This is a genomic window from Arthrobacter sp. NPDC058127, from assembly GCF_042884555.1.
In the GTDB taxonomy this organism is placed as follows: Bacteria; Actinomycetota; Actinomycetes; order Actinomycetales; family Micrococcaceae; genus Arthrobacter.
Window position 1 is genome coordinate 490,686 of the sequence record NZ_JBHVTT010000001.1, and the last position, 26,255, is coordinate 516,940.

The 26,255-nt window shown below is 64.2% G+C and carries 29 protein-coding genes and 1 pseudogene; 19 read left to right on the plus strand and 11 right to left on the minus strand.

Annotation, left to right across the window (positions count from 1 at the left end; all coding sequences use genetic code 11):
- The first annotated feature begins 22 nt into the window (after positions 1–22).
- The 4 genes from ACFVTG_RS02285 to ACFVTG_RS02300 all read left to right on the plus strand — a co-directional run bounded on the left by ACFVTG_RS02285 (position 23) and on the right by ACFVTG_RS02300 (position 2,536).
- Positions 23–208 (plus strand): hypothetical protein, encoded by a 186-nt coding sequence (locus ACFVTG_RS02285; protein WP_078108763.1) that lies wholly within the window; start codon positions 23–25, stop codon positions 206–208.
- A 206-nt stretch (positions 209–414) separates the two neighbouring features.
- A complete protein-coding gene (locus ACFVTG_RS02290) occupies positions 415–1,242 on the plus strand; it encodes a slipin family protein (RefSeq protein ID WP_284752733.1) in 828 nt (275 codons plus the stop codon).
- Between the two features lie 79 nt (positions 1,243–1,321).
- A complete protein-coding gene (locus ACFVTG_RS02295) occupies positions 1,322–1,798 on the plus strand; it encodes a hypothetical protein (RefSeq protein WP_390277610.1) in 477 nt (158 codons plus the stop codon).
- A gap of 153 nt (positions 1,799–1,951) precedes the next feature.
- Positions 1,952–2,536, plus strand: coding sequence for a DUF305 domain-containing protein (locus tag ACFVTG_RS02300; protein WP_390277612.1), 585 nt, complete (start codon positions 1,952–1,954; stop codon positions 2,534–2,536).
- Positions 2,537–2,640: 104 nt separating this feature from the next.
- Here the strand turns inward: ACFVTG_RS02300 and ACFVTG_RS02305 are convergent, their stop codons facing one another.
- The gene (locus tag ACFVTG_RS02305) at positions 2,641–2,883 is read right to left on the minus strand and encodes a hypothetical protein (RefSeq protein WP_284752730.1); all 243 of its coding nucleotides are present in this window, start codon (positions 2,881–2,883) and stop codon (positions 2,641–2,643) included.
- Between the two features lie 233 nt (positions 2,884–3,116).
- Here ACFVTG_RS02305 and ACFVTG_RS02310 point away from each other — a divergent pair, with 233 nt between their 5' ends.
- The 3 genes from ACFVTG_RS02310 to ACFVTG_RS02320 all read left to right on the plus strand — a co-directional run bounded on the left by ACFVTG_RS02310 (position 3,117) and on the right by ACFVTG_RS02320 (position 6,518).
- The gene (locus ACFVTG_RS02310; protein ID WP_390277614.1) at positions 3,117–4,679 is read left to right on the plus strand and encodes a CehA/McbA family metallohydrolase; all 1,563 of its coding nucleotides are present in this window, start codon (positions 3,117–3,119) and stop codon (positions 4,677–4,679) included.
- Between the two features lie 125 nt (positions 4,680–4,804).
- Positions 4,805–5,848 carry an NAD(P)-dependent alcohol dehydrogenase gene (locus tag ACFVTG_RS02315; protein ID WP_390277616.1) on the plus strand — a complete coding sequence of 348 codons (1,044 nt, stop codon included), beginning with the start codon at positions 4,805–4,807 and terminating at the stop codon, positions 5,846–5,848.
- A 73-nt stretch (positions 5,849–5,921) separates the two neighbouring features.
- On the plus strand, positions 5,922–6,518 hold the full coding sequence (locus ACFVTG_RS02320; RefSeq protein WP_390277618.1) for a TMEM175 family protein: 597 nt from the start codon (positions 5,922–5,924) through the stop codon (positions 6,516–6,518).
- Positions 6,519–6,530: 12 nt separating this feature from the next.
- Here ACFVTG_RS02320 and ACFVTG_RS02325 read toward each other — a convergent pair whose 3' ends face one another.
- A complete protein-coding gene (locus ACFVTG_RS02325; protein WP_390277620.1) occupies positions 6,531–7,289 on the minus strand; it encodes a DeoR/GlpR family DNA-binding transcription regulator in 759 nt (252 codons plus the stop codon).
- A gap of 46 nt (positions 7,290–7,335) precedes the next feature.
- On the opposite strand from ACFVTG_RS02325, the gene ACFVTG_RS02330 reads away from it, so the two are divergent.
- On the plus strand, positions 7,336–8,028 hold the full coding sequence (locus ACFVTG_RS02330; RefSeq protein WP_390277622.1) for an NUDIX domain-containing protein: 693 nt from the start codon (positions 7,336–7,338) through the stop codon (positions 8,026–8,028).
- Positions 8,029–8,074: 46 nt separating this feature from the next.
- Here ACFVTG_RS02330 and ACFVTG_RS02335 read toward each other — a convergent pair whose 3' ends face one another.
- Positions 8,075–8,593, minus strand: coding sequence for a GNAT family N-acetyltransferase (locus tag ACFVTG_RS02335; protein ID WP_390277624.1), 519 nt, complete (start codon positions 8,591–8,593; stop codon positions 8,075–8,077).
- A gap of 67 nt (positions 8,594–8,660) precedes the next feature.
- Between ACFVTG_RS02335 and trxB the strand changes: the two genes are divergently transcribed.
- The 3 genes from trxB (at position 8,661) to ACFVTG_RS02350 (ending at position 12,222) form a co-directional block, all read left to right on the plus strand.
- The gene (trxB, locus tag ACFVTG_RS02340) at positions 8,661–9,638 is read left to right on the plus strand and encodes a thioredoxin-disulfide reductase (protein ID WP_390277627.1); all 978 of its coding nucleotides are present in this window, start codon (positions 8,661–8,663) and stop codon (positions 9,636–9,638) included.
- Between the two features lie 81 nt (positions 9,639–9,719).
- Positions 9,720–10,970: an Nramp family divalent metal transporter gene (locus tag ACFVTG_RS02345; RefSeq protein ID WP_284752723.1), complete on the plus strand. Its 1,251-nt coding sequence runs from the start codon at positions 9,720–9,722 to the stop codon at positions 10,968–10,970.
- 4 nt (positions 10,971–10,974) lie between these two features.
- Positions 10,975–12,222 (plus strand): APC family permease, encoded by a 1,248-nt coding sequence (locus tag ACFVTG_RS02350; protein WP_390277630.1) that lies wholly within the window; start codon positions 10,975–10,977, stop codon positions 12,220–12,222.
- Positions 12,223–12,224: 2 nt separating this feature from the next.
- Here ACFVTG_RS02350 and ACFVTG_RS02355 read toward each other — a convergent pair whose 3' ends face one another.
- Positions 12,225–13,439, minus strand: a complete 1,215-nt coding sequence (locus tag ACFVTG_RS02355) for an MFS transporter (protein ID WP_390277632.1) — start codon at positions 13,437–13,439, stop codon at positions 12,225–12,227.
- Positions 13,440–13,623: 184 nt separating this feature from the next.
- Between ACFVTG_RS02355 and ACFVTG_RS02360 the strand changes: the two genes are divergently transcribed.
- From ACFVTG_RS02360 to ACFVTG_RS02380, 5 genes are all read left to right on the plus strand, one after another.
- Complete coding sequence (locus tag ACFVTG_RS02360; protein WP_184735461.1) at positions 13,624–14,013, plus strand: hypothetical protein; 390 nt, start codon at positions 13,624–13,626, stop codon at positions 14,011–14,013.
- A gap of 20 nt (positions 14,014–14,033) precedes the next feature.
- Positions 14,034–14,456: a VOC family protein gene (locus tag ACFVTG_RS02365; protein ID WP_284752720.1), complete on the plus strand. Its 423-nt coding sequence runs from the start codon at positions 14,034–14,036 to the stop codon at positions 14,454–14,456.
- 153 nt (positions 14,457–14,609) lie between these two features.
- Complete coding sequence (locus ACFVTG_RS02370; protein ID WP_059389319.1) at positions 14,610–14,867, plus strand: mycoredoxin; 258 nt, start codon at positions 14,610–14,612, stop codon at positions 14,865–14,867.
- A 186-nt stretch (positions 14,868–15,053) separates the two neighbouring features.
- Positions 15,054–16,139, plus strand: a complete 1,086-nt coding sequence (locus ACFVTG_RS02375; protein WP_390277636.1) for an S-(hydroxymethyl)mycothiol dehydrogenase — start codon at positions 15,054–15,056, stop codon at positions 16,137–16,139.
- A complete protein-coding gene (locus ACFVTG_RS02380) occupies positions 16,136–16,780 on the plus strand; it encodes an MBL fold metallo-hydrolase (RefSeq protein WP_390277638.1) in 645 nt (214 codons plus the stop codon). The genes ACFVTG_RS02375 and ACFVTG_RS02380 overlap by 4 nt, the downstream gene beginning before the upstream one ends.
- 25 nt (positions 16,781–16,805) lie before the next feature.
- Here ACFVTG_RS02380 and ACFVTG_RS02385 read toward each other — a convergent pair whose 3' ends face one another.
- The 5 genes from ACFVTG_RS02385 to ACFVTG_RS02405 form a co-directional block, all read right to left on the minus strand.
- Positions 16,806–19,124, minus strand: a complete 2,319-nt coding sequence (locus ACFVTG_RS02385) for an FdhF/YdeP family oxidoreductase (protein ID WP_390277640.1) — start codon at positions 19,122–19,124, stop codon at positions 16,806–16,808.
- 103 nt (positions 19,125–19,227) lie between these two features.
- On the minus strand, positions 19,228–20,004 hold the full coding sequence (locus tag ACFVTG_RS02390; protein ID WP_284752716.1) for a lipoate--protein ligase family protein: 777 nt from the start codon (positions 20,002–20,004) through the stop codon (positions 19,228–19,230).
- Positions 20,004–20,807, minus strand: coding sequence for a thioesterase family protein (locus tag ACFVTG_RS02395; RefSeq protein WP_390277641.1), 804 nt, complete (start codon positions 20,805–20,807; stop codon positions 20,004–20,006). The genes ACFVTG_RS02390 and ACFVTG_RS02395 overlap by 1 nt, the downstream gene beginning before the upstream one ends.
- A 32-nt stretch (positions 20,808–20,839) precedes the next feature.
- Positions 20,840–21,328 carry a DedA family protein gene (locus ACFVTG_RS02400; RefSeq protein WP_390277642.1) on the minus strand — a complete coding sequence of 163 codons (489 nt, stop codon included), beginning with the start codon at positions 21,326–21,328 and terminating at the stop codon, positions 20,840–20,842.
- Positions 21,329–21,416: 88 nt separating this feature from the next.
- On the minus strand, positions 21,417–21,611 hold the full coding sequence (locus ACFVTG_RS02405) for a DUF1918 domain-containing protein (RefSeq protein WP_059389323.1): 195 nt from the start codon (positions 21,609–21,611) through the stop codon (positions 21,417–21,419).
- Between the two features lie 207 nt (positions 21,612–21,818).
- Between ACFVTG_RS02405 and ACFVTG_RS02410 the strand changes: the two genes are divergently transcribed.
- From ACFVTG_RS02410 to ACFVTG_RS02420, 3 genes and pseudogenes are all read left to right on the plus strand, one after another.
- Entirely contained in the window at positions 21,819–22,970 is a 1,152-nt protein-coding gene (locus ACFVTG_RS02410; RefSeq protein ID WP_390277644.1) for a YhcG family protein, read from the plus strand.
- A gap of 96 nt (positions 22,971–23,066) precedes the next feature.
- Positions 23,067–23,576 (plus strand): annotated as a pseudogene (locus ACFVTG_RS02415) (polysaccharide deacetylase family protein); the annotation flags it as partial.
- A 240-nt stretch (positions 23,577–23,816) separates the two neighbouring features.
- The gene (locus tag ACFVTG_RS02420) at positions 23,817–24,539 is read left to right on the plus strand and encodes an S-layer homology domain-containing protein (RefSeq protein ID WP_390277939.1); all 723 of its coding nucleotides are present in this window, start codon (positions 23,817–23,819) and stop codon (positions 24,537–24,539) included.
- Here the strand turns inward: ACFVTG_RS02420 and ACFVTG_RS02425 are convergent.
- The gene (locus ACFVTG_RS02425; RefSeq protein WP_390277646.1) at positions 24,512–25,186 is read right to left on the minus strand and encodes a DNA alkylation repair protein; all 675 of its coding nucleotides are present in this window, start codon (positions 25,184–25,186) and stop codon (positions 24,512–24,514) included. The genes ACFVTG_RS02420 and ACFVTG_RS02425 overlap by 28 nt on opposite strands.
- A 27-nt stretch (positions 25,187–25,213) precedes the next feature.
- Positions 25,214–26,197 (minus strand): dienelactone hydrolase family protein, encoded by a 984-nt coding sequence (locus ACFVTG_RS02430; RefSeq protein WP_390277648.1) that lies wholly within the window; start codon positions 26,195–26,197, stop codon positions 25,214–25,216.
- Positions 26,198–26,255 lie beyond the last annotated feature (58 nt).

Genomic DNA, 26,255 nt, shown 5'->3' on the forward strand with positions numbered 1-26,255 from the left:
AGTTGCTAGAAGGAGGTCTGTGATGTGCTACGGCTACAACAAGGATTTCCGGCGGGACACCAGGAAAGATGCCTCACAGGAACCCGAGGAACGCCCTGAGCCCAAGGTGGACGCGAAGGACTTCATGTTCTGGGCCTTCCCACGCCGCCATCGTGAGTTCACGAACGATCCGGAGCCGGTTATCGACCGGACCCGCGAAAGGGTCTAAGCCACGAAATTGAAAGGAACGTCCCAGGGGCGTTCCTTTCATGTGTGGCCCTACAACTCCGCGAATCCAAGGTATTTACTGGAGATACAACGTAAGCGGGTTCGCCTGCCTCGCTGCGGAAAGTGGGCTCCCTTTTCCCTCCACTGCCACCGAAGGATCTCCGTCATGAACGCATCAGCACTACGCGATGAAGCCGGTGGGCGGCCATGACAGCGGACGCCATCACCTGGCTGATTGTCTTGATTGTCCTGCTGGTCATCTGGTTTGCGATGGCCGTCCACATTGTCACGCAGTATGAGCGCGGTGTCCTGTTGAGGCTTGGGAGGGTCCAGGGCCTCCGGACCCCGGGGCTTGTCCTCATCATCCCGTTCGTCGACCGGTTGAGGAAAGTCTCCCTGCGGATCGTCACCATGCCTATCCAGTCCCAGGGCATCATCACGCGGGACAACGTCAGCCTGGACATTTCCGCCGTCGCGTACTTTCGGGTGGTGGACGCCATCAAATCCGTCCTCGCCATCGAAAACGTCTACGCCGCAATAGACCAGATCGCGCAAACCACGCTGCGCAAGGTGGTGGGCCAGCACACGCTTGACGAAACGCTCGCGGAAACGGATGTCATCAATGCCAACATCCGCCAGATCCTGGATGGACTGACCTTGGAATGGGGCGTCGAAGTGACCCTCGTGGAACTCAAGGACATCCAACTGCCGGACAGCATGAAGCGCGCCATGGCCCGCCAGGCCGAGGCCGAGCGCGAGAAGCGCGCCAAGATCATCGCCGCCGAAGGCGAGTCCCTCGCCGCCGCAGCACTTGGCATGGCCTCTGACACCATGATGGCCCACCCTTTGGCGCTGCAGTTGCGCAACCTGCAGTCCATGGTGGAGATCGGCGTGGACAAGAACACCACCGTCGTCTTCCCCGCGCCCTTGATGAGCACCATCGGCGAACTCGGAGCATTCCTTGCCCGCGAAGCCGCCGCCGCGAAAGCCGCGCAACCGCCAAGGACCATGACGGGACGGACCATGGCGGGGTGAAACGGAACTGCGCCTATACTCGTTGAACCCGTCGTAAAGCCTGGGTACAGAGCGCACAAGCTGCGGAAGGAGGAAGACCATGACCGACCCCCTACGGGGCCGCGCCACCGCCTTCCTTCTCCGCATAGCTCTGTTGGCAGGACTGCTGGCGATCATCGCCGGAATCGTCGGGATGCATGTCATGGCGGGTGGCCACAGCATGCACGCCACCCCCGTCGTGAGCCAGTCCGCGGTCGTGAGCCAGTCCGCCGTCGTGAGCCAGTCGCATGGTGTCCACACGGACGCTGAACGTGCGTCGCTGCCGGATGAAGCCGCAGTTCAGCACGCGACTTCGTCACCCGCGGCGCCCTGTACATGCCCAGGCACCTGCACCGGAATGTCGGCCTTGCACGCCGTCTGCGTGCCTGCTCCGGGCCACAACACGCTGACAGCTCCTTTACCCGGCGTCCCCCCATATGCCAATGCGGGCACCGCCGGGGGCGGCGTCCTGGTCTCCGGATATTCGCACCGCCCGGGTAGTCCTTCCCCGGGTGATCTCTGCATCAGTCGCACGTAAAATCCACAGCCGCATCGAGCCGCCGGCCCGCTGCACAAGACTCCACCATGACGCGCCACCCACGAGGTGGGCTTGCTGTGCGCGTCCCACGCGGCCGCAAGTCTGCAGGCTGATTGATTGAAGGACCCCAAAACCATGAGAAAAAACCTGACCATGACCACCTTTACTGTGGCTACAGCGATCGCACTTGCTGGCTGCTCGGCCGGAACCGGCGGTGACAGCAGCATGCCGGGAATGAACCACGGAAGCGCCTCCCCATCCGGTCCGGCCGCGGGCACAGCCGGAGGCCACAACGCGGCGGACGCAGGGTTTGCCCGGATGATGATCCCCCACCATGCCCAGGCCGTTCAGATGAGCGATGTTGTGCTCGCCAAGAAGGGCGTCCCTGCACAAGTGACTGCGCTCGCCGGCAGGATCAAGGCAGCCCAAGGCCCCGAGATCGAGAAGATGGAGGGCTGGCTCAAGGAGTGGAACGAGCCCGCCGGGATGTCGGGCGAACACGCCATGGACGGAATGGTGGACAACGAGGACTTGAAGAAACTCGAGGCCGCCCAAGGCCGAGAAGCAGCCAGGCTGTTCCTGACCCACATGATCGCCCACCACCAAGGGGCCGTGGCCATGGCACAGAAGGAAGGCGCCGAGGGCGAGAACGCCGATGCCCTCAAACTCGGCAAGGATATCGTGACGGCCCAGGAGGCCGAGATCAAGGAAATGCAGGAGCTGCTGGGCACCCTGTAGCCGAAAGCACCCTATACCCCAAAGCACCGGCCCACCTGGTTTTCCAGTGTGGGCCGGTGCCAGCGGCTTGGGTTATTGCGGCGTGGATGCCGGCATCCCCGGGCCTATGCAGTGACGCCTACAGAGGTTCCTTCCGCTGCGAGCACGGCCTCCGCTACGTCTTCCCTGAGGTGGTAGTCCCTTGCTTCGACCGGATACAGGGAACCACTGACCACGTAGTACCCGCGGCCTTCCCCTGGCCCGCCGGCCGCGGCGTCTATGGCGGCGACCATCCCCGGTTCCAAGGGCTTTTCTTTGCCTGCCTCGCGCAATCGAGCGAGGTCTTCGGCCTCAAGGCGACTGATCAAACCCGGAATATCGCACATCTAAAACACCGTCCTGTTCGGTCCATGGGAAAGGTTTGCGCCGTCGCCCCAGACCTTGGTGCATGCCAAGAACAGTAAGCCCGGGCATGGCTCGTGGCAAGGGTCAATTTGGGACAGGTCCACTGAATGGACGCCGCTTGCTGGCGCTCCTGCTTTCATGCTGCGTTCTTGGTTCCGTTGCCTACTGTTCAGTAACGGTGGGCAACATCGAGCGGGTGACTTCACCATGCAAAGCCCATTCGGGCGACAATGCCTCCTTTTCCTCTACCCGGCGCGGCTTCCTGGCCGCCGCACTGACCGGCGCGGCCCTGACCCTGGCCCCGGTTTCGTTCGCGGCCGCCGCTACCGGAACCAGCAAGAGCAAGACGATCACCGGCCATCTGGATCCCGGTGCAGCGGACTTCGTGTATTTGCCGGTCGAGGTCCCGGCCGGCGTCAACAAAATCAGCGTTTCCTACACCTACAGCAAGCCCCAGGTGGCCTCAGGACTCCTCGCGAACGCCTGCGACATCGGAATCTTCGATGAGAAGGGCACCGACCTCGCCGGAAAGGGTTTCCGCGGCTGGTCCGGCGGTTTCCGGACCGAGTTCAGCATCAGCGCGGGCGAAACGACTCCGGGCTACCTGCCGGGGCCGATTGGAAAGGGCACGTGGAACGTTGTTCTTGGCCCGTACCAGGTGGCAGGGCAGGGCCTTGATTACACCGTGAACGTCACCCTTGAGTACGGACCCGACGTCGCCCCTTTCAAGCCCCAGTACCCGCCACAGCAGATCGCCGGCCGCGGCGCAGCCTGGTACCGCGGCGATGCGCACCTGCACACCGTCTACTCGGACGGAAAGCGAACCCCCGAGGAAGTCGCAGCCGGCGCCCGCACTGCGCGTCTCGACTTCATGATCTCCACGGACCACAACACGCCGGCATCGCACGGCGCCTGGGGGCCGCTCGCCGGCAACGACCTGCTCATCCTCACGGGCGAGGAAGTCACCACGCGCAACGGCCACTACCTCGCGCTCGGCTTGGAGCCGGGCGAATGGATCGACTGGCGCTATCGGGCCCGCGACAAGGGATTCGAGCAGGAAGCCCAGCGGATCCACGCCTCGGGTGGAATCGTTGTTCCGGCACACCCCTATTGCCCCTACGTCGCGTGCCGCTGGAAGTTCGGTTACGACGACGCCGATGCGGTTGAGGTATGGACGGGCCCGTGGACCCTGGACGACGAGTCCTCCGTCAACACCTGGGACTCGATGCTCGCCCACTCCGCGCGCACAGGTGGCCGGTGGCTCCCGGCGATGGGCAACAGCGACGCCCACAGTGTCCCGCAGGTCATCGGACTCCCGCACAACGTGGTCAACGCCGCGGCGTTGTCCCGGGATGCCCTGCTGGACGGCATCCGTAACGGACGGAACTGGATCGCCGAGTCGGCTGACGTCTCGGTGGACTTCCAAGTCGCGTCGGGCGGCAAGAGCGCAACCGTCGGCGAGCGGCTCAACGTCGCGGTAGACGCCCCGGTCACGGTGACGGCGAAAATCGCCGGCGTGCCGAACGGCGTCGTGCGCTTCATCACGGATGAAGGACAAACCCAGCAAGTCACGCTTCCCGCGTCGGGCCAGGGAACGAGCACGTGGCTTACCACCCCGCAGCTCGCGGCGTACGTGCGCGTCGAAGTCCGGCATCCGAAGATCGACGGAACGTCCGGCAGCGGCACGGAGATGGGAACGGTCATCCCGCTCGGCCCCATGGCAGCCTTGACGAACCCGATCTTCCTGGGCGCAAGCTAGTCCGCAACAGATCCGATTCAGTTGAGGGAGTCCCTGCCAGTACCCGTACCAGCAGGGACTCCCTCACGTCGGAAATCTCCGGTTGGATGGATAGTGCCAATCCTCCGTCCACCCACAGGAGAAAAATGCTGACCGTAAGTGCTTACGCCGCCCCGTCCGCGAGCGAGGCCCTCGTCCCGACCACCATTGAGCGCCGCGACGTCGGTGCCCACGACGTGCTCATCGAGATCAAGTACGCAGGCATCTGCCATTCAGACATCCACACCGTCCGCGGCGACTGGGGACCACAGTCCTACCCACTCGCGCCGGGCCACGAAATCGCCGGAATCGTCACTGAAATCGGCTCCGAAGTCACGCGCCACAAAGTCGGCGACCGCGTCGGCGTCGGCTGCATGGTCAATTCCTGCCGCGAATGCGGTAACTGCCGCAAGGGCGAGGAGCAGTACTGCCTGAAAGGCATGACCGGGACCTACGGCGCCGTCGACCGCGACGGGACCATCACCCAGGGCGGCTACTCCACCCACGTCGTGGTGACCGAGGACTTCGTGGTGCGCATCCCCGAAGGAATAGGGCTCGACGCCGCCGCTCCCCTGCTGTGCGCAGGCATCACCACCTATTCGCCGCTTCGGCACTGGGGTGCGGGCCCGGGCAAGAAGGTCGGCGTCGTCGGACTCGGCGGGCTGGGCCACATGGCCGTCAAGCTCGCCCACGCCATGGGCGCCGACGTCACGGTGCTGTCCCAATCGCTGAAGAAAATGGAAGACGGCTTGCGCTTGGGCGCTGACCAGTATTTCGCCACGAGCGAGCCGGCCACCTTCGAAAAGCTCGCGGGAACCTTCGACCTGATCATCAACACGGTCAGCGCCCCGATCGACATCAGTTCCTACCTTCAGTTGTTGACGCTCGACGGCGCGCTGGTGAACGTCGGCGCACCGGCCGAACCGCTGCCTGTCAACGTGTTCTCACTCATCACGGGACGGCGTTCCTTCGCGGGATCGGCGATCGGCGGCATCCGGGAAACCCAGGACATGCTCGACTTCTGCGCCGAACATGGACTTGGCGCCGAGATCGAGGTCATCCCGGCGGACAAGATCAACGATGCCTACGAGCGCGTGCTCGCCTCCGATGTGCGGTACCGCTTCGTCATTGACGCGTCCACACTGGGCTAGGCGGGAAGGGCGGGCGTAATCTCTTGGCCGCGGGCGTCCGCAGCAACGATGATGTCCCCATGAAGGCAATGCGATGAACAAGAACCGGCTCGAGGCATTCAGCGACGGTGTCCTCGCCATTGTCATCACCATCATGGTGCTTGAGCTGCGGGTGCCCGCGGAACCGAGCTGGCATGCCCTGCTCAGCGTATTTCCCACGTTCCTCAGCTACTTGCTCAGCTTCGTCTACGTGGGGATCTACTGGAACAACCACCACCACATGATCCACCTGGCGGATCGGGTCAACGGCCGAATATTGTGGGCGAACCTGCACTTGTTGTTCTGGATATCCCTCTTCCCGTTCAGCACACGTTGGATGGACGAGTCGGGCTTCGCCGAGGTGCCTGTGCTGGCATACGGTTTCAACCTGCTATGCGCCGCCGTTGCCTACTTCGTCCTGCAGCAGTCGTTGATCCGGCACCAGGGGCGGCAGGGTGCGCTCGCCCAGGCAATTGGCCGGGACTGGAAGGGGAAGGCCTCGCCGCTCATCTATGTGGCCGGTCTGGGCCTCTGCCTGCTCCATCCTTTGCTTGGCGTCGCGGCCTACACGGTCGTGGCCATGATCTGGCTGGTTCCTGACCGGCGCGTTGAACACTTCGTCACCCGTGCACACGAGGACCGTGTGGAATAGCGCGAACCAGGGTCAACCGGCGCCAACAAGGGCTACGCCAAGGCGCGAGAGCTGCCTCATGGTTGGATCGTTGGCTGGCGCATCGGTGATGATGCCGGCGATGCTGGTGAAGGGCAACACCGAATAGCGCGAAGCGGCCCCGATTTTCTCGGTGCTCGCGAGGACGTAGGTGTCTGCCGCACGGGCAGCCAGGGCGCGTTTCATGGCGGCTTCGTCGGCGTCGGCGGTGGTGAGTCCGTGGACGGGGTGGACTCCGGTGACACCGAGGAAGAACAGCTCGGCGGAAATGGCCTGGGTGGCCTCGACGGCCGCGGCCCCGCAGGTCACGGCAGAGTGTTTGAACAAGCGGCCACCGAGGAGGAACACCTCGACGAGGGGATGCTCGACAAGCGCCGAGGCGATGGTCGGGCTGTGGGTAATCACTGTGCAGTCGAGTTCGGCGGGCAACGCGTGAACCACCGCGAGGGTGCTGGTGCCGCCGTCGAGGATCACGGCGGAACCCGGCTGGATCATCGAAGCGGCGCGGGCAGCAATGCGGCCCTTGCTCTCCGGCTCGACCGTAGCGCGGGCGGCATAGTCGGCGATGGCGGGGGAAACCGGCAGGGCACCGCCGTAGACACGTTGGCAGAGCCCGGCCGCCGCAAGCTCGCGGAGATCGCGGCGCACGCTGTCTTCGGATAATCCAAGTTCGTGGGCGATGTCTTTGGCGATCACCTTGCCATCGGCCGCAAGCCGCGAGAGTAGAAATTTGTGCCGTTCGGCAGCAAGCATGCCCATTCCTTCCTGATGTTGCACGATCATGCACTATTCTAGCGGGATGACTCCGAGAAACGATGCCCCACCCACAACGTTGCGTCCTGGAATTGATGTACCCGACCACCGCGGCCGCACCGGTCTCGACCAGGCCGGCCGAGGCCTCGACCGCAATCCCGCCGTGGTGGTGCGCGACGTCGAAGTGACTTCCGACGGTTGGCACGTGCTGCGTCGCACCACCTTCGACTACCGCCGCAGGGACGGCCGATGGGTCACGGAGCAACGCGAAAGCTACGATCGCGGGAATGGCGCGACGATTCTGTTGTACGACGCCGGCCGGGGCACGGTTCTACTCACCCGGCAGTTCCGCTTCCCGGCCTATGTCAACAATCATCCGGACGGGATGCTGATCGAGACCGCTGCCGGATTGCTGGACGACGACGATCCCGAAACCGCTATCCGTCGCGAGGCCAGCGAGGAGCTGGGCGTCGACGTCGGAGCGCTGCGGCACGTCTTCGACGCATACATGAGCCCCGGATCGGTCACCGAAAGGCTGCACTTCTACGTCGCGCCCTATACCCCTGCGGACCAGACAGGCCCCGGCGGTGGAGTAGCCGCGGAGGGTGAAGACATCGAAATCATCGAGATTGCGTTCGCCGACGCCCTCGCCATGATCCACGACGGCCGCATCGTGGACGGAAAGTCGATCATGCTCCTCCAATGGGCAGCCCTCAACAGCCTCTGCCAAGTGCCATGAGGCGCCCCCGGTGCGCGGCACTGGCGCGCCGCTCAAACCTCGCTGCTCAGACCCGGAGTGAGCGGCGTTCGAGCAGGAGCGTATCCCGCCACTGGCCGGCGAGGGGCCCGGCACTCATGCGAGCGATGCGTACACGGCGGCCAACGATCGTGAAGCCATTCGCTTGGTGAAAGCGGATGCTGGCCTGGTTTTCGGGGAAAATGCTCGATTGGATGGTCCAGATGCCGTGCTCTTCGGTCGACGCAGCGAGCGCTTGCAGGAGCAGGCTTCCGACGCCCCGTCCGCGGGCAGAACCGGCGACATAGACGGAGTGTTCGACGACGCCGGCATACGCCGGACGCGTAGACACAGCGGAAACGGCCGTCCACCCCACCACGCGGCCGGATGCAACAGCCACGAATCGGTGATCGGGAAGGCGGCTCCCGTTGAATTGCTCCCACTCGGGTGCCGCTGCTTCAAAGGTTGCTTGCCCGGTCTCGATACCCTCCGTGAAAATCGCACGGACCTCGGGCCAATCCTCGTGACTCATGGGCCGGATCAGAACGGCTCCGGCTTCGTTAAACATTCACCCATTATGCACGTGGATTGACGAGCCCCTTGATTGAATCCCTCGACCTTGTTGCACTTGTCCCATGAGCAAAGAACAGCTGATCATCATCGGGTCCGGCCCCGCCGGCTACACCGCGGCAATTTATGCCGCCCGGGCGGGCCTGAGCCCCCTCGTCCTTGCCGGATCAGTCACCGCCGGCGGCGCGTTGATGAACACCACGGAGGTGGAGAACTTCCCCGGCTTCCCCGCCGGGATCCAGGGTCCCGAGCTCATGGATGGCCTGCAGGAGCAGGCCGAGCGCTTCGGCGCCAAGATAGTGTTCGACGACGCCACTGAAGTCCGGCTGTTTGGCCACCTCAAGCGCGTGGTCACCGGCTCGGGTGACACCCACGAGGCACCCGCCGTGATCCTTGCGACCGGTTCCGCCTACAAGGAACTCGGCTTGCCCGAAGAGAAGAGGCTGAGCGGACACGGCGTTTCGTGGTGCGCCACATGCGATGGCTTCTTCTTCCGCGAACAGGAAATCATCGTGGTGGGCGGCGGGGATTCCGCCATGGAAGAAGCGATGTTCCTGACCCGGTTCGCGAAGACCGTGACCGTCGTCGTCCGCAGGGAGGAGCTCCGGGCCTCCCGGATCATGGCGCAGCGGGCCAAGGACAATCCGAAAATCCGCTTCGCGTGGAACTCGGCCATCACCGCCATCCACGGCGACGCCAAAGTCACCGGGGTAACCCTGGCCGACACGCGTTCCGGTGAATCGCGCGAACATGCGGCGACGGGCATATTCGTTGCCGTTGGACATGTCCCGCGGACGGACCTTGTTGCGGGACAAGTGGAACTCGACGCCGAGGGATACATCAAGGTCGATTCCCCCACCACTGTCACCAATCTGTCAGGAGTCTTCGCTTGCGGTGACGCCGTGGACCACCGCTATCGCCAAGCCATTACGGCCGCCGGCACGGGTTGCGCCGCGGCCTTGGATGCCGAACGGTACCTCGCCGCCCTCGAGGATGCGGATAGCATCGCCACGGCATTGGTGGAAGAACCCACCCACGCCTAAGCCATACCTAAAAACTACTTTTCGGTACGCCTAACTTAACGGTATCCTCTTCATGACCGTATCCCCGACGTTGAGGAAACCATGGCTGCCACGATTGTTGAGCGACCGGCGAGCAAGACCCGGTGGAGGTCCCGGCTGCTCTTGTTGGGTCCGGCCTTCGTGGCTGCGATCGCATACGTGGATCCGGGCAACGTCGCGGCAAACCTCACTGCGGGAGCGAATTACGGCTACCTGCTCGTGTGGGTCCTGGTGGCGGCGAACATCATGGCGGTCTTGGTGCAGTACCAGTCGGCGAAGCTCGGCCTGGCCACTGGCCACAGCCTTCCGGAACTCCTGGGCAAGCGCTTGGGAACCCACCGCCGCAGACTGTTCTGGGTCCAGGCAGAGGTGGTTGCCGGGGCTACCGACATGGCCGAAGTCATCGGCGGAGCGGTAGCCCTCAATCTTCTGTTCGGGCTGCCGCTTCTCATGGGCGGAATCATCATCGGCCTGGCATCCATGTTGCTCTTGGCGCTCCAGTCGTCACGAGGCCAGAAGTCCTTTGAGTACGCCATCATGATGCTCCTGGCCGTCATAGCCGTCGGTTTCGTTTCGGGGCTCTTCGTCAATCCCCCGGAGACCGGTGGCGTGTTGGCCGGTTTGGTGCCGCGATTCGAGGGCACGGACACCGTCCTCCTCGCTGCCAGCATGCTCGGAGCCACCGTCATGCCGCACGCCATCTACCTCCATTCGGCCCTGGCCCGGGACCGGCATGGCTTCTCGGAAGATCCCGCTGTACGGACGAGGCTCATCAAGACCACCCGCGTGGATGTCGTGGGGGCCTTGATGCTGGCCGGCGTCGTGAACATCGCCATGCTCCTTTTGGCCGCCTCCAGCCTGCGGGGAGTAGAAGGAACCGACACCATCGCCGGGGCCCACGCCGCTGTTACTTCGGCCCTTGGACCAATCATCGGCGTGGCTTTCGGCGTCGGTTTGCTTGCCTCGGGCCTTGCTTCGACGTCCGTCGGATGCTACGCCGGCGCAACGGTCATGGGCGGACTCCTCAAGATCCGGGTGCCCTTGCTGATACGCCGCGTGGTCACCTTGGTCCCGGCCCTGGTCATTCTCGGCGCGGGCATAGAACCCACCCTGGCACTCGTGCTGAGCCAAGTCCTTTTGAGCTTCGGCATACCTTTCGCTTTGATTCCACTGATCCGGCTCACCGGCAAGCGCGAGGTCATGGGCATCCATACGGATTCCACGCCATTGAAGATTGCCGGGTGGACCAGTGCCGCCCTCATCGTGGGCCTCAACTGCGTCCTCATCGTACTGACAGTCGCGGGGAAGTCCTAGGGTCATGAGCAACCCGCAGGCCCTGGCCCGTCGGCTGGGTACCTTCGACGCGGTCGTGATCGGATTAGGCTCCATGATCGGCGCCGGCGTGTTCGCGGCCTTCACCCCGGCCGCTTCCGCAGCGGGTTCAGGCCTGCTGATTGGACTCGTCGTCGCGGCGGCGGTGGCATTCTGCAATGCGACGTCCTCCGCACAGCTCGCCGCCGCATATCCCACATCGGGTGGAACGTACATTTACGGTCGCGAACGGCTGGGACCGTGGTCCGGATACCTGGCCGGATGGGGATTCGTCATCGGCAAGACCGCCAGCGCGGCGGCCATGGCCATGACATTCGCCGCCTATGCGGCCCCTCCGGGGTGGGAACGTCCCGTGGCCATCGCCGCCGTCGTCGTCCTCGCCGCCGTGAATTATCACGGGGTGACCCGCACGGCGGGCCTGACACGCATCCTGGTTCTCGCCGTGCTGGCGGCCCTCGCCATTGGGGTGGCAGCCTGCTGGAGTAGTTCTGCTCCCTCCCCGGCGAACATCCCCGGGGATGGGCTGCTTGCTCACGGCTGGTACGGGATCCTCCAATCCGCCGGTTTGCTGTTCTTCGCCTTCGCCGGCTACGCGAGGATCGCGACCATGGGAGAGGAAGTCCGCAATCCCCGCCTTGCCATTCCGCGTGCCATCGGGATCGCGTTGGGCATCGCCGTCGTCGTCTACGCGATCATCGCCGTGACTCTTCTCGCCGCTCTCGGTCCGGACGGCGTTGCAGGCACCCCGACGCCGCTCGCTGCCGCCGTCGGTGCCGGGACCTTCGCCTGGGCCGTTCCGGTGGTCCGCGTGGGAGCCGCCGTGGCTTCCCTCGGTGCCCTCTTGGCCCTCATCGCGGGCTTGGGCCGCACTACCCTGGCAATGGCCAGGCACCACGACCTGCCGCATTGGCTCGCCGCCGTCCACCCCCGCTATCGTGTCCCGCACCGGGCCGAAGTCGCCCTCGCCGTCGTGATCTGCTTGATCGTCGCGGTCGCCGACCTGCGCGGCGCGATCGGCTTCTCCTCCTTCGGCGTGCTCATTTACTACCTGGTGGCCAACGTTGCGGCGTTCACCCAGCCGGCCGAAGACCGCCGATACCCCAAAGCGCTCCAGGTGTTCGGAGCCCTTGCTTGCGTAATCCTCGTGGCCACGCTTCCGCCGCTATCGGCGGGCCTGGGCGTCCTCATGTTCGCGGCAGGCATCATCCTGCGCGTGGTCAGGCTCAATCGATAGCGTCAAGAGCGGGCACCGGGAGCCGAGGCGGCAAGCCGCTCTTTCGGCGGCATCCGCCGCGACGGCCGTCCGGCCAGCACGATGACCAGCAGCGCCAGGACGGTGAGGGCCGCACAGGCCGCGAAGATGCCTTGGTAGCCGAGCGCCGTCGTCGATCCCAAAGCGATGATGGGGCCGGAAACGATAGCGCCGACGCGCCTGGTGTTGGTGTAGAGCCCCGAGGCCAGGCCGGGACGGGGAATCAGCCGCTGGAACAGGGTCAGCCCCACGCCCGCCACAATCCCGAAGAACCAGGCATTCAGGACCTGGAGCGCGATCAGGGTGAAGGGGTTGGAGACAAACGCCATGGACGCGTAGTAGGCCATCCCGGCCACGCAGCCGGATGCGATGAGCGCCCGGCTGGAATAGCGGCGCGCGAGCCGCCCGATCAGGAAGAGCGCAGGGATCTCAAGCGCGGCCGACACACCAAGCGCGATGCCCGCCCAGATGACATCCACGCCGAGCCCCTGCGTCACGAACAGGCTCATGATGGACACAGCGGCGCTGTTGGTGGCCTGCAAGGCGACAAAAGCGAAGACGACGGCGGCGACCCCGAATTTCGAAAACGGGTGCCCGTCCTCGTCGCCTTGGGCCCTGGGCCGATCCTCGACGGCGGCAGTCCGCCGTCGGGAAATCATGGCAGCGGTCGTGGCGACATTGAGGACGGCCACCACACCGAGGGCGAGCAGGATGGCCCGATTGCCCAGCGCGCCCATGATGAACGTCGCCAGGGGCGGTCCCGCCACCCAGGCGAAGGAGACAATCGCGCGCGTGTTCACCACATCCGACGTTCCGGCACCTGAGTGCCTGAGGTGGGCGAATAAGAGCGAGCTGCCTACCCCCGCAGGACCGCCAAGGACGATCAAGCCCACGACGGCGAGCGGCAGCGAAGTGCCCACCGCCAGGAGGGCGGACAGCGCCAGCGTCAGGACCCCGCAGGCCAGCATGGGCCGCAGGTAGTCGTTCGCCCGGTCTGCATAGGCAGGCACGAGAAGGGAAGCGACAAAGCCGCTGGCATTGTAGACAGCGAGGACCCACCCCACCTCGGCTGGTGTGGCGTTGAACAGGGCCACCAACAGTAGTGCCAACGCAGGGTTGAGGAACGCGAACTGGAACCCCCACAGCAGCGCCGCAGACGGGACGAGCAAGCGCTGCATGCGTTCATTCCGGTTATCCACGTCCTCAACCCTAGAAGCCTTCCGCGCCGCGAGGGAGGCCCTGCCGGTACCTGTATCACCGAGTCTTCCGGCTGGTCAGGGCGGATTTCGGCCATATGTCCGATCGAATCCGGCCGACGGCAAAGCACTGACAAATCCCGAATCAGGGGTGGACGGCGGAGGTTGCACAGAGCAGGATTGAGCCATGAGCATCCATGAGGCACTTCTGAAGCAGGCCAGCATCACCGCCACGGAAGCCACGCTCGTGGCGAAGTTCGAGATCGAGGGCAACATCCCTGGTTCCGGCGCCTTTGTCGTAGGCCTTGTAGCGGCGACTCCGGACTATTCCTCTCAACGAAGACTGGGCATCGAGTTCATGAACGGGGAGGCGATCGCATTCTTCTCGTTTAACCATGACCAAAGTGCCGAAGAGAACTACGACCTCAAGGGCGTTGAGCACTCCGGGAACACCATTACGGGCCATTTCCCTCTCTCGGCGATCAACGGCCTTGGCAAGGGACATGTGATGACGGCCTTCAGTGAAGCCGACGGCCGCGAATTCCAGTCCGGCGTCGCCGTCGAAGAATCGCTCTAGGACCGAATACTTACGGTCCTATGGAACCGCGCGTCGATTTCATCTCGTTGGGCGTGCGCGACATTGATGTGTCGCGCCGTTTCTATGTGGACGGCCTTGGCTGGCCGGTCCACGCCGAGTTTCCAGGCGACGTCTTGTTCCTCCAGGTCAACCACGGGCTGATGTTGTCCCTCTGGAATGTGGAACAGATGCAGGGTGAAGCTGCCGTCGATCCGCCGTCGGGAGTCCCGTGCATCACGCTGAGCCACAACGTCTCCAGCCCCGGGGACGTGGACCGCACAATGTCCGAAGCGCAGGCCGCGGGCGCCGTCGTCGTCGCTCCCCCGAAGGCCCAACCTTGGGGCGGCTACACCGGCTACTTCGCGGACCCCGATGGCTTCCGATGGGAGATTGCCTACAACCCGACGTGGACAGTCGACGACGGCGGCAAAGTCACCGTCTGAGCCGGCTCGGCTCTGTCCAGGGAAGTTTCCCGGGTGCCCAAACCCCTGCCCGATTGGCCTTGGCGTGTCATGTGACACATGCGCGCGGAGGAATAGTGCCTGCCGGGTTACCGTTGACGCGAGTAGTTCATAACAAAGACGACAGGAGAATCCGTGGACTTCACCCCCGAATCCGGCACCATCACTATGTTCTCGACCACTTGGTGCGGCTATTGCAACCGCCTCAAGAAGCAGCTGGATGCCAAGGGCATCGGCTACAACGAGATCAACATCGAAGAGGTTGAGGGCACTGCCGAACTCGTGGAGAAGCTGAACGGCGGCAACCAGACCGTCCCCACGGTCCTTTTCCCTGACGGCACCGCGGCCACCAACCCCTCCGCCGCCGAGGTCGAAGCGCGCCTCGCCGCCTGATTTTCCGGAGGCCGGTAGCACGGACGCAGGGTGTCCGTGCTACCGGCCTCCGTCGTTCGCAGGCAGCTACGCCACACGCTGAATGCGCAGCAACCCCCGGACCGCAGTCCGGCCCGTGTGATAGACAGTTTGGGATCAGACCCGGACACCAGTCCGCGGTCCACGAACCTCACAGGGGAGTTATCCATGGTCCACGCAGTCAAAGGGGCAGTAGTCCGCTCGAAAGGCGCACCTGTCACCCTCGAAACGATCCTCATCCCGGAGCCCGGCCCGGGCGAAGCCTTGGTGGACATCCTCACCAGCGGCGTGTGCCACACCGACCTGCATTACAAACTCGGTGGCATCAGCGATGATTTCCCTTTCCTTCTCGGCCATGAGGCCACCGGCGTTGTGAGCGCCGTCGGTCCGGATGTCACCGACATCGTCCCGGGAGACCGCGTGATCCTGAACTGGCGGGCAGTCTGCGGCAATTGCCGCGCCTGCAACCGCGGCCAGGCCCAGTACTGTTTCAACACGCACAATGCCACACAGAAGATGACACTCGAGGACGGCACGGTCCTCTCCCCCGCGCTGGGCATCGGCGCCTTCGCGGAGAAGACGCTCGTCGCCGCGGGGCAGTGCACCAAGGTTGATCCCGACGCCGATGCTGCCGCCGTCGGCTTGCTCGGTTGCGGTGTGATGGCCGGGCTGGGCGCCGCAATCAACACGGGAGGCGTGAAACGCGGCGATTCGGTGGCCGTGATCGGCTGCGGCGGTGTCGGCGTGGCCGCCATCGCCGGCGCTGCCTTGGCAGGCGCCACCACCATCATCGCCGTCGACATCGACGCCAAGAAGCTGGACCGTGCACGCGAGCTCGGAGCCACCCATGTGGTGGACTCCTCGCAAGGCGATCCCGTGGAACAAATCCGCGAACTCACCGGCGGCTTTGGAGCGGACGTGGTGATTGACGCCGTCGGCCGCCCCGAGACCTACAAGCAAGCGTTCTACGCGCGTGACCTCGCCGGCACGGTGGTGCTGGTGGGAGTCCCGACGCCGGAAATGACGCTCGAACTCCCGTTGCTGGACGTCTTCGGCCGGGGCGGCTCGCTGAAGTCCTCGTGGTACGGCGACTGCCTGCCGTCCCGCGACTTCCCCATGCTCGTCAGCCTGTACCGGCAAGGCAAGCTCGATCTCGACGCCTTCGTCACGGAACGGATCGGCATCGCCGATATCGAGGAGGCTTTCGACAAGATGCATTCAGGGTCTGTCCTTCGATCGGTGGTTGAACTGTGACCGAGGAAAGCAAGACCGTTCGTGTTGACCGCGTCGTCACCTCCGGCACCTTCTCGCTCGACGGCGGTACCTGGGACGTGGACAACAACGTCTGGATTGTCGGAGACGATTCCGAGTGCATCGTGATCGATCCCGCGCACCAGCCCGAGTCCATCGCGGAGGCGGTCGGGGACCGGACCGTCAAAGCCATCCTTCTTACGCATGGCCACGACGACCACATCCGGTCCGCGGGGGCTTTCCGGGACATCGTCCGGGCGCCCATCCACTTGCATGGTGACGACTGGATGCTGTGGCAGGCGGTGTACCCCGCGGCAAATCCCGACGGCGGCATCGCCGACGGCGGGATCTTCGAGGTCGCCGGCACCCGGCTCCGCGTCATCCACACACCGGGCCACTCACCCGGTTCCGTGTCCTTCTATCTGGAGAGCGAAGGAATACTGTTCAGTGGCGACACGCTGTTCCAGGGCGGACCCGGTGCCACCGGGCGTTCCTACAGCGATTTCCCCACGATCATCGATTCCATCCGTTCCAAGATCCTGCCGTTGCCGGAAAGCACCCTCGTCCTGACCGGCCACGGCAGCTCCACTACGGTTGGAGCCGAGGCGCCCCAATTGGAGGAATGGATCGCCAGGGGGCACTAAGTGCGTCACCCCCTTTTGGGGAACGCTAGTGGGCACTGGCGCTGAAGTCCGGTGGTGCGGCTGGTTCCAGCCGCACCACTACCGACTTGGACGCCGGCGTGTTGCTGCCTTCGGCGGTCGAATCCAGCGGTACCAGGACGTTCGCTTCCGGGTAATAGGCAGTCACGCAACCGCGGGCTGTGGGGTACGCGATCAACCGCAACTGGCGCAGGACCCTGTCCACGCCGTCGTCGGCTTCGCTGTGCACGTCCACATAGCCGCCGTCGGCCAGGCCCAGATCCGCCAGGTCGTCGCGGTGCGCAAAGAGCACCAGGCGGCCCTTCTTCACGCCCCGGTAACGGTCATTCATGCTGTAGGTGGTCGTGTTGAATTGGTCGTGGGAGCGTACTGTCTGGAGCAGCAGGCGCCCCTCCGGTACGTGGATGGTCTCAAGATCGTTGACCGTGAACATTGCTTTCCCGGTGGCGGTGGGAAACTTCCGCTCGTCCCGGGGTCCGTGGGAAAGGACGAAACCGTCACGGCTCCGGGCTTTCTGGTTGAAGTCCTCAAAGCCCGGCACCACATGGGAAATGTGCTCGCGCACGGAATCGTAGTTCGCCTCGAAAGCTCCCCAGTCAACCGGGACTTTATCGCCGAGCACCGTGTCGGCCATGCGGCACACGATCGCCACTTCGGACAAGACTTTGTCGGAGATCGGCTCCAGCCTTCCCGCAGAACGGTGAACCGCGCAGACTGTGTCTTCCACAGTGACGAATTGCTCGCCGCTGGCCTGGCGGTCTATTTCCGTGCGGCCCATCGTCGGCAGGATCATCGCTTGTTCCCCCACCACGGCGTGGGAGCGGTTGAGCTTCGTGGAAATCTGGACCGACAACCGGGTCTTGCGGACCGCGGCCTCAGCCGCCGTGGTGTCCGACATCGCGTGGACCAGGTTTCCGCCGAGCGCAACCAGCACCTTGATCCGCCCGTCGCGCATGCCTCGGATGCTGTCCACGGAATCGACGCCCGGGTGCCGCGGCGGGTCGAAGCCGAATTCCCGCTGCAGGGCGTTGAGGAACGGTTCGGGCATCTTCTCCCAAATGCCCATGGTGCGGTCCCCCTGGACGTTGCTGTGCCCACGGATCGGCGACGGGCCGGCGCCCGGTTTGCCGATGTTCCCGCGGAGGAGGAGCAGGTTGACGATCTCTTTGATGGTCGCCACGGCCTTCTTGTGCTGGGTCAGGCCCATGGCCCAGGTGATGATGACCTTCTCCGCACGCAGGTACCGGGAGGCAAGCTCGTCGATTTCCTGTACCCCCAGGCCCGTTGCGGCAAGGACGTCCCGCTCATCCAGGTTGTCGATATGGGCTCGGAACGCTTCGAGGCCTTGGCAGTGCTCCTCGATGAACGCATGATCCAGAACTGCCCCCGGTGCCGCCTTCTCCGCTTCCAGGACGCGCTTGGAAACGGCTTGAAGCAACGCCATGTCCCCTGCGAGGCGGATCTGCAGGAACTGGTCCGCCAGGTCCGTTCCTTTGCCCACCAGCCCACGGGGACGTTGCGGGTTCTTGAAGTTGATGAGTCCGGCCTCCGGCAGCGGGTTCACCGCCACAATGCTGGCACCGGCGAGCTTTGCCTCTTCCAACGCCGTGAGCATCCGCGGATGGCAGGTCCCCGGGTTTTGGCCCATGATGATGATCAAATCCGCCTTGGCAAAGTCCGTGTAGCTCACGGCGGACTTGCCCACGCCGAGCGTCTCACCGAGGGCCAGCCCGGTGGACTCATGGCACATATTCGAGCAATCGGGCAGGTTGTTGGTACCGAAGGCGCGGACGAAGAGCTGGTAGACAAACGCGGCTTCGTTGCTTGTCCGTCCGCTCGTATAGAAGGTGGCTTCGTCGGGCGATTCCAGGGCATTCAGTTCACGGGCCACAATCCGGAACGCATTGTCCCAACTGATGGGACGGTAGTGGTTCGACCCTGCGGGTTTGTAGACGGGTTCCACGAGCCTGCCCTGCTGTCCCAGCCAGTATTCCGAGCGCCCGGCGAGGGAGTCGACGTCGTTCTCGTCCCAGAAGGTGGACGGAACCTTGAGCGGATCCGCCTCCCACCCGACGGCCTTTGCACCGTTCTCACAGAACTCGGCCAGCTTCCGCTCGGGAGGATCCGGCCACGCGCAGCTCATGCAGTCGAAGCCGTCCTTCTGGTTCATGGCCAGCAAGGACTTCCAGGTGCGGGACGGCCCCATCTGGCTCACCGCGCGGGGCAAGGAGTCCACCAGGCTGGGCAAGCCCGCGGCAGAGCGCTTCGGCGGACCGACGGTGAGGTCCGCGTCGGAATCGTGGACAACGGATGGCTTCTTGTCCATTGCTCTACCTCGCTTCAGGAGGGCGGCAGATTCCATTTCCGGGAGGAAGCCACCGCCCGGTACTCATGGTTGTGGCCTCAAGCGTAGTACCGGCCGGAATCCGCTACAACGGCGTAATGGTGCTCGTCACCGGGAGCAGGCTCTGGAAATCGCCGTCGATGAGTTCGGCGTATTCCGCGTAAGCCGCGACGACGGCGTCTTCCACCGTGGGTACGTCCAGTTGCGGCAAGAGGTCATTGGCGGCACCGGCGGTGGCGGGGTCCCACTCCAGTCCGAGGGCTTCATAGCTGGCAGTGAGGACTTCGCGGATGGGCGCCGAGTTCTCGACGACGATCACCGAGCTGAACAGCCATCCCCCGGAAACCACCCTCTGGGCGGTGCCGACCAGCTTGATCTGGTGCGTTGGGAAATCCGGGTCCAGGCCGTGGACGCTGAACTCACCAGGGCAGTATTCGCCGGGGATCTCCCCGACGGCGGCCTGCACCCCGACGCGGCGGAGCGCACCCGCCAGGAGCTCGCCAAAGAAGGAGAAGCGGGCCTTCGCTCCGGCAATCGCGTCAGTGTGCGGCTCCACATGGTCGATCACCAAGGTACCCCGGTGGTAGGCCGCTGCCCGGCCGCCGGCCTTGCGGATCAAGGGTTCGAAACCGAGGTCCCTGCAGGCCTCCGACGCAGCCTGGAATCCCGGCAGCTTGGCATCGCGTTGCCCGAACGCCACGGTAGGACGGGGCCGGTACAAGCGGAGCATCGGCACCAATTGCCCCCTGCGGGCACGGTTGAGGAGCTCAATTCCGAAGTCCAGGTCTTCAGCGACGCCGAGCGATTCTTCCTGACGCACCACCGTCAGCGTGCGCTGCGTCCGGGTGAGGTCTTCAACCATCAGCTCTTCCTCAGCGTGAGGATCTGCTCAGCCCGGCCGAAAGGGCCACTGATGTCGTGGAGCACCGTGGACGTCAGGCCGATGCCGTCATCGCCAAAGGAGACCATGTTGTCCAGGCCCAGCCATTCGCCCGCGGGTTCGCGGTACATGTGGATCTGCAGGTCAAGGTTGGGGAAGATGTAGCTGTTCTTTCCGGGCGAAACGCGGGCGGCGATACCGTTGGCCGTGTCCACGAGTCCAACGAGCCTCGCGAGATCGCCGCTGTCCGCCGCGTCGGTGAGGGGATGCTCTGTGCGGATCCAGACTTTGCCCGAGCCGGCCCGGTGTCCTTCCGCTATGCGCATTTCCAGCGACCGGATGTAGCCACCCGGCCACACGCTCGCCCCGTCCCACGGCTTGCATTCGTCCGGGGCCGGCATTGCGACGTCTTCTATGGCGCCGACGGCACTCGTGTCGCTGGTGGCCATCCGCCAGGCGGTAGCCCGGATAGCCACGCGTCCTGCCGCCGAGAGTTCCGCCTGGATCAGTTCAATCGTCCTGCCGGGGCGGACAGTGGCAGTGGTGATTTCGAATTCGCCGCCCGGGATCAATCCCAGGATTTCGTAACTGAGGCGGGCCAGCCGGACGTCGTCGCGCGGCTCGTGGCGGAGCAGGGCATCAGCCATGATCCCTGATGCGGGCGCCATGTGCTGCTCATGCGGATTCCACGCGCCCTGGGCGTGGATGGTCGAGCGGAACCGCCCATTCCCGAGCGATTCGTAGTAGAAATCGCCTTCCGCAAGGTCCGGAAGCTCAATACTCAACGCCTGCCCTTTCGCCGGTCCGGTAATGGAACTCAGACCACTGTATCTTCTGGCGCCACACCCGTCCGACGTCGACGCCACAAGACCAGGCAGACCGCCAGTCCGGCAAGGAAGAGGACCAGGAGAACGGCGGCCAAAGGGGAGGCCGCCATGACGGCGAGCCAGGCGTCTATCGCCGCGAGCCCGATGGTCGCGTAGACGAAGGCCCAGATGCCGGAGCCTACTATTGCCGCAGGGAGATACCGGCTGAGTGGCATTCTGGCAGCCCCCGCAGCCAGGTTGACGGCAGTTTGGAGTCCGATGGTCAGGAAGGTCAGCACGACGGCGTAAGGGCCAAAGCGTTGTATCAGCGCCTGCGCTTTGCTTGCTTTGGGGTGATGCAAGGCGCGCGCGAAGCGCGTCCGTTCGATTCCCACTGCTGCGCCGCGGCCGATCCAGTATGTCGCGTTGACCCGGACCATCACCACAGCGAAGAGCGCCGCAAGCGCCACCTCAAAGGGCAGCTCCAGGATCTGGTCCACGCATGCCCTCCCCGGTCTCCTTCACAGCTAAGTCTTACCTTAGCCCAAGGCGGGATTGGCTCAAGGCGGAAGTGGGCCGTCCCTCCGGCTACGAGCTGCCGCCTGTGCGATCGATCGTGAAATCACCACCCGGATAAAGGATGGTCTCGTGACCATCGTCAAAACGCACGAAATACGGCGGCGCACCATTTGCACCGCGGACTTCGATGATCTCGCCGTGCCGGTCGGACGCCCCGACCGTCCTGCCATGAATGATGATCCGATCTCCCTGGGCTGCTTCCACAGGAACCACCTCCCAGCATTCAGATTACGAGTGTTGGGCCGTCGTGGGAACAGGCTGCGCGCGGCCCATCCAACCGGCCGAGCGGTGGCGCCCGGCAGCTCCTAAATTGTCAGCCCTCTCCCATACGTTCGACGAAACGCTCGACAAACCACGTCGCCGTACATAGTCGCCACAAAAGCCATAGCCGCCACAAAAGAGGGAACGCCAGTGCAAAGTCAGGAACTGAAAACGGAAAAGACCACGACGGCGGCAGCAGCGGCGTCGTTCACGGCTCCCCCGGCGCGAACGACCATGCCGGACTGGTACCCGGAGCTGCTTGCCAACGTCTCCAAGGAAGTCAGTACAGGACGTTCACGGGCCATTTCCGCAGCGAACAGGACGTTGCTCGCGTCCTACTGGTCCATCGGCCGGCAACTGGCACAACGGGAATCAGAAGAAGGCTGGGGCTCGAAGGTCGTCACCCGCCTCTCAGCGGACATACGAACCCGGTTTCCGGATTCCAAGGGATTCTCGCCAAGGAACCTCCGCTACATGAAGACTTTCGCGCAGGCGTGGCCCGAGTTCCCAATGTTGCAAGCGCCGCTTGCAACATTGCCCTGGTACCACCAGATCGCACTGCTCGAGAAGCTCGACGACGCCGCGACCCGCCTCTGGTACGCAGCGGCCGCCGTCGAACACGGATGGTCGCGCAACGTTCTTGCCCATCAGATCGAAACGCGCCTCCATGAGCGCTCCGGGCAGGCGATTACCAACTTCAAGACCACCATGATGCCGGCGGACTCGGATCTTGCCCAACAAGCCACCAGGGACCCTTATGTGTTCGACTTCGTCGCCATGACCGACCGCCGCAATGAGCGGGAACTGGAGCTCCAACTCGTCCAGCATGTGGAGAAGTTCCTCCTGGAACTGGGCCAAGGCTTCGCCTTTGTCGGCGAGCAGGTCCGATTGGAAATCAACGGCGATGAGTTCTTCGCCGATCTCCTCTTTTATCACTTGAAGCTCCGCTGCTATGTTGTGATCGAGCTCAAGGCTGTGAAGTTCGAGCCCGGATTTGTCGGCCAACTAGGCATGTACATGTCAGCTGTGGACGATCTCCTGGCGCATCCGGATGACAAGCCGGCCATCGGCCTCCTGCTCTGCAAGGAGAAGAACAACGTGGTGGCCGAGTACGCGCTGCGGGGAATCAACCTGCCCATCGGCGTCTCGGAATGGCAGAGCAAAATCATCGAATCGCTCCCTGAGGATTTCGCTTCAAGCCTGCCAAGTATCGAACTCCTTGAGGCAGAGCTTGCTGACGAACCGGCCAACGTCGCGGCCACGGGACGTGCACCGGCCGTGGAACCTGAACGCAAGCTGTGAATTCGGCCCTTGCCCGCTATTTGTGTTCAACCTGCCGGGTTCAAGGCGTACCCTACATTCATACGCGCCTGGGGGCCCTCGTCTCGTGGAGGAACCATGCGCAACTTTGGTCAGCGTTTCAGGAAGCAAGGCCCGCGAGCGGCCGGATTTCGTCGGATAAACAACCCGAAAAAGTACAAGCGGATCGTCGCCGTCCTGGGTGCCCTGCTGCTCACCGCGGGAGCCCTCAGCGGAGTCGCCGTTCCCGCACGGGCAGCAGCCCCCACCATCGTGAGTTTGACCTTCGACGACGGCAACGGCAACCAGCTTGCCGCCGAACAGGTGTTGAAAGCCCACGGGCTGGTGGGAACCTTCTTCATCACGACCAGCTGGATCGGCACCCCGGGTTACCTCACGCAGGCGGACCTGCACACCATCGCAGGCGATGGCAACGAGATCGGCGGCCACACTGTTACACACCCGGATCTGACGACGCTCACCTCGGCAGCCGCCAGCGCTGAAATCTGCAACGGCAAGTCGACGCTCGAAAGCTGGGGATTCCAGGTGAACAACTTCGCCTATCCATTTGCGGCCGAAAACGCGTCCGTTCAAACTGACGTGAAGAACTGCGGATTTGCGAGCGCGCGAGGCTTGGGCGACATCCGCTCACCCGCCAGCTGCCCAAGCTGCCCGTTCGCCGAGACCCTTCCTCCGGCGAACCCCCTTGTCACCAAGGCGCCGGACGAAGTGGACAGCACCTGGACCCTGCAGAATCTGGAGGATTTGGTCACCAATGCCGAAAGCACCGGCGGATGGCTGGAGTTGACTTTCCACCACATCGCGGTCGGAACTGATCCCACGCTGACCATAAGCCCCACGCTCTTTGACACGTTCGTCACCTGGCTGGCCGCGCGGACGGCCAACGGCACCACTTCCGTCCGGACCGTCGCCCAGGCCTTGGGGCAGTCGACCCCGCCGCCACCCCCACCGCCACCACCGGCGTCGAGCCCCTTCAGTGATGTCCCCACCAATTACACGTACTTTACCGAGATCAATTGGCTCGCAACCCAGGGCATCTCCACCGGCTGGGTCGAAGCGAACGGGACCAAGACCTACCGCCCGCTTCAGCCTGTGAACCGCGACGCCATGGCGGCCTTCATGTACCGTCTCGCAGGCAGCCCGGCGTTCACGCCCCCGGCCGTTTCTCCGTTCGCCGACCTGACGCCGCAAACTCCGTTCTACAAAGAAATCACGTGGCTCGCGACGCAGGGCATCTCCACCGGCTGGGACGAAGGAAACGGCATCAAGACCTACCGCCCGCTTCAGCCTGTGAACCGCGACGCCATGGCGGCCTTCATGTACCGTCTCGCAGGCAGCCCGGCGTTCACTGCCCCTGCGGCATCACCGTTCACCGACGTGACACCGCAGACTGCGTTCTACAAGGAAATAACCTGGCTCTCCTCCACGGGAATCTCCACGGGGTGGACTGAAACAAACGGCACCAGGACCTATCGGCCAGTTACAGCAGTCGCCCGGGATGCCATGGCGGCCTTCATGTACCGCTACAACACCAGTTTCCCGAGGAGCTGAGCCCCTGGGAATTGCAGCTCGGGCCGCTGCTTGGCAACCTCTTTCAGCATGGCGTGAACCCCTTCCCTGACCACCTCGGCCTGCCTGCCCGTTTCCCGGGCGGTGTCCAAAGCGGTTGTGGCGCGGCGCACAAACGCGTCCCAATCGCCTCCCCCGGCACAGAGCGCCCTCAGGGGCGACATCAGGGCGGCGCGCCGCAGCCACTCGTCAGGTTCCTGCGTCCAACGATCCAGCACGCCTTCAGCACGCACCCTCGGCTGCCCATCCAGCCCGGCGATCAAGGGTCCAACAACGTCGACGGCTAGCGGATCGACCAGTTCGCGCAGCCTTCCTTCACGGACAAAACCCTCGAGGCGCGTCAGGTCGGTATTCGTCAGCAGATGGACGTTTGACTGCAACAACACGATTGCCGAGAGCCGGAGCTCGAAGACGGGCGCCTCCCACAATTCCGAGCTCAAGGCAGTGACCTCGTCGTGCGGGAGTCCCGGGTGGCGGCGCAGGGCGTCGCGGACCGTTCCACGGATAGCCCCGACTGAGGAGCCGTAGCAACGGAGACCGCCTCCGAGCCGGGTCTGCATCTCTTCAGCGCGGATCCACGAGCTTTCACGGCGCAGGGCCTCATCGATAAACCCGCCTGCGTCACTCATGCGAACATTCTTTCGCAAAGCGTCTGGTCAGACGTACTCCCCGAACCAGGCCAGCGTGTCCTGCCAGGCGGCTGTCGCCTGCGCTTCGTTGTACCGCTCGCTGGTGTCGTTGTGGAATGCATGGTCGACGCCGGGATAGACAGTGAGCTTGTGGCGGACATCGGTGGCTGCGAGCGCATCCCTGAGTGCCGGCATCGCACCGGTGATGCGCTGGTCGAGTTCGGCATAGACGCCAAAGACGGCCGGTTTGATGAATGGAACCTTCTCCAGCTCGGGCGCAGGGCCATAGAAGGCCGCCGTGGCTTTCAGCCTGGGTATCTCGGTCGCGGCCTGCCAAGTGATGCCACCCCCAAAGCAGTAGCCATTCATCGCGATCCGCTCGCCGTCCACGAAATCCAATGACCGGAGGTAATCGAAACCCGCGGAAAAGTCCGAAACATGGCGCTCAGCTCCTGCCCGTGTCAGCGCTCCGGGGACTGCGTCGGCATCCACGCCCGGCGTGCCTCCATCCCGGCTCAGGAGGTCCGGTGCCAATGCGACGTACCCGGCCTTGGCGAAACGGCGCGCGACGTCCTGGATGTGCGGGGTAAGTCCGCGGTTCTCATGGCAGACGAGCACCGCCGGTCCCGCATCGCCCCCCTCGGGCCTCGCAAGGTAGGCGCTGATCCCGGTTCCGCCGGCGGGGAACCGGACAGTGGCCGTCACAAGGCCGGACACGCCCTCAGGTACGGAAAGGGGACTCTTCGCCCCCGGCACTGGCCCGGCGGCCGCCGTCGTCGCCTCCCCTGGCAGCCGGGCCGACGAAGCCATGGGGCTTGGCATGGGATCGGTGCTTCGCGGGACCTCATGCGGAGCACATCCGAGCTGCAGCATCGTCGAGGAAGCCGCGGCCATGCTCCCGGTGATGAACGCCACCCGACGAATGAACGTACCGTGGGACATGTCTCCGGCACGGTAGTCGTCAAAGAATTCCTCGACCAGGTACTTCTCAAATTTGCCAAGCTGTGTCACGAAAGCCTCCTGAGTTTGCCGCATATCCTCCTCCCAAGCCCGTCACCGGGCAAGGGTG

Bases quoted from the DNA above. Each gene is read 5' to 3' on its own strand.
- ACFVTG_RS02360 (WP_184735461.1), top strand. From the start codon at position 13,624: ATGAGCATCCATGAGGCACTTCTGAAGCAGGCCAGCATCACCGCCACG.
- ACFVTG_RS02295 (WP_390277610.1), top strand. From the start codon at position 1,322: ATGACCGACCCCCTACGGGGCCGCGCCACCGCCTTCCTTCTCCGCATA.
- ACFVTG_RS02290 (WP_284752733.1), top strand. From the start codon at position 415: ATGACAGCGGACGCCATCACCTGGCTGATTGTCTTGATTGTCCTGCTG.
- ACFVTG_RS02385 (WP_390277640.1), bottom strand. From the start codon at position 19,124: ATGGACAAGAAGCCATCCGTTGTCCACGATTCCGACGCGGACCTCACC.
- ACFVTG_RS02345 (WP_284752723.1), top strand. From the start codon at position 9,720: ATGGCTGCCACGATTGTTGAGCGACCGGCGAGCAAGACCCGGTGGAGG.
- ACFVTG_RS02375 (WP_390277636.1), top strand. From the start codon at position 15,054: ATGGTCCACGCAGTCAAAGGGGCAGTAGTCCGCTCGAAAGGCGCACCT.
- ACFVTG_RS02325 (WP_390277620.1), bottom strand. From the start codon at position 7,289: ATGCTTGCTGCCGAACGGCACAAATTTCTACTCTCGCGGCTTGCGGCC.
- ACFVTG_RS02315 (WP_390277616.1), top strand. From the start codon at position 4,805: ATGCTGACCGTAAGTGCTTACGCCGCCCCGTCCGCGAGCGAGGCCCTC.
- ACFVTG_RS02300 (WP_390277612.1), top strand. From the start codon at position 1,952: ATGACCACCTTTACTGTGGCTACAGCGATCGCACTTGCTGGCTGCTCG.
- ACFVTG_RS02350 (WP_390277630.1), top strand. From the start codon at position 10,975: ATGAGCAACCCGCAGGCCCTGGCCCGTCGGCTGGGTACCTTCGACGCG.
- ACFVTG_RS02365 (WP_284752720.1), top strand. From the start codon at position 14,034: ATGGAACCGCGCGTCGATTTCATCTCGTTGGGCGTGCGCGACATTGAT.
- ACFVTG_RS02330 (WP_390277622.1), top strand. From the start codon at position 7,336: ATGACTCCGAGAAACGATGCCCCACCCACAACGTTGCGTCCTGGAATT.
- ACFVTG_RS02285 (WP_078108763.1), top strand. From the start codon at position 23: ATGTGCTACGGCTACAACAAGGATTTCCGGCGGGACACCAGGAAAGAT.
- ACFVTG_RS02390 (WP_284752716.1), bottom strand. From the start codon at position 20,004: ATGGTTGAAGACCTCACCCGGACGCAGCGCACGCTGACGGTGGTGCGT.
- ACFVTG_RS02335 (WP_390277624.1), bottom strand. From the start codon at position 8,593: ATGTTTAACGAAGCCGGAGCCGTTCTGATCCGGCCCATGAGTCACGAG.
- ACFVTG_RS02425 (WP_390277646.1), bottom strand. From the start codon at position 25,186: ATGAGTGACGCAGGCGGGTTTATCGATGAGGCCCTGCGCCGTGAAAGC.
- trxB (WP_390277627.1), top strand. From the start codon at position 8,661: ATGAGCAAAGAACAGCTGATCATCATCGGGTCCGGCCCCGCCGGCTAC.
- ACFVTG_RS02320 (WP_390277618.1), top strand. From the start codon at position 5,922: ATGAACAAGAACCGGCTCGAGGCATTCAGCGACGGTGTCCTCGCCATT.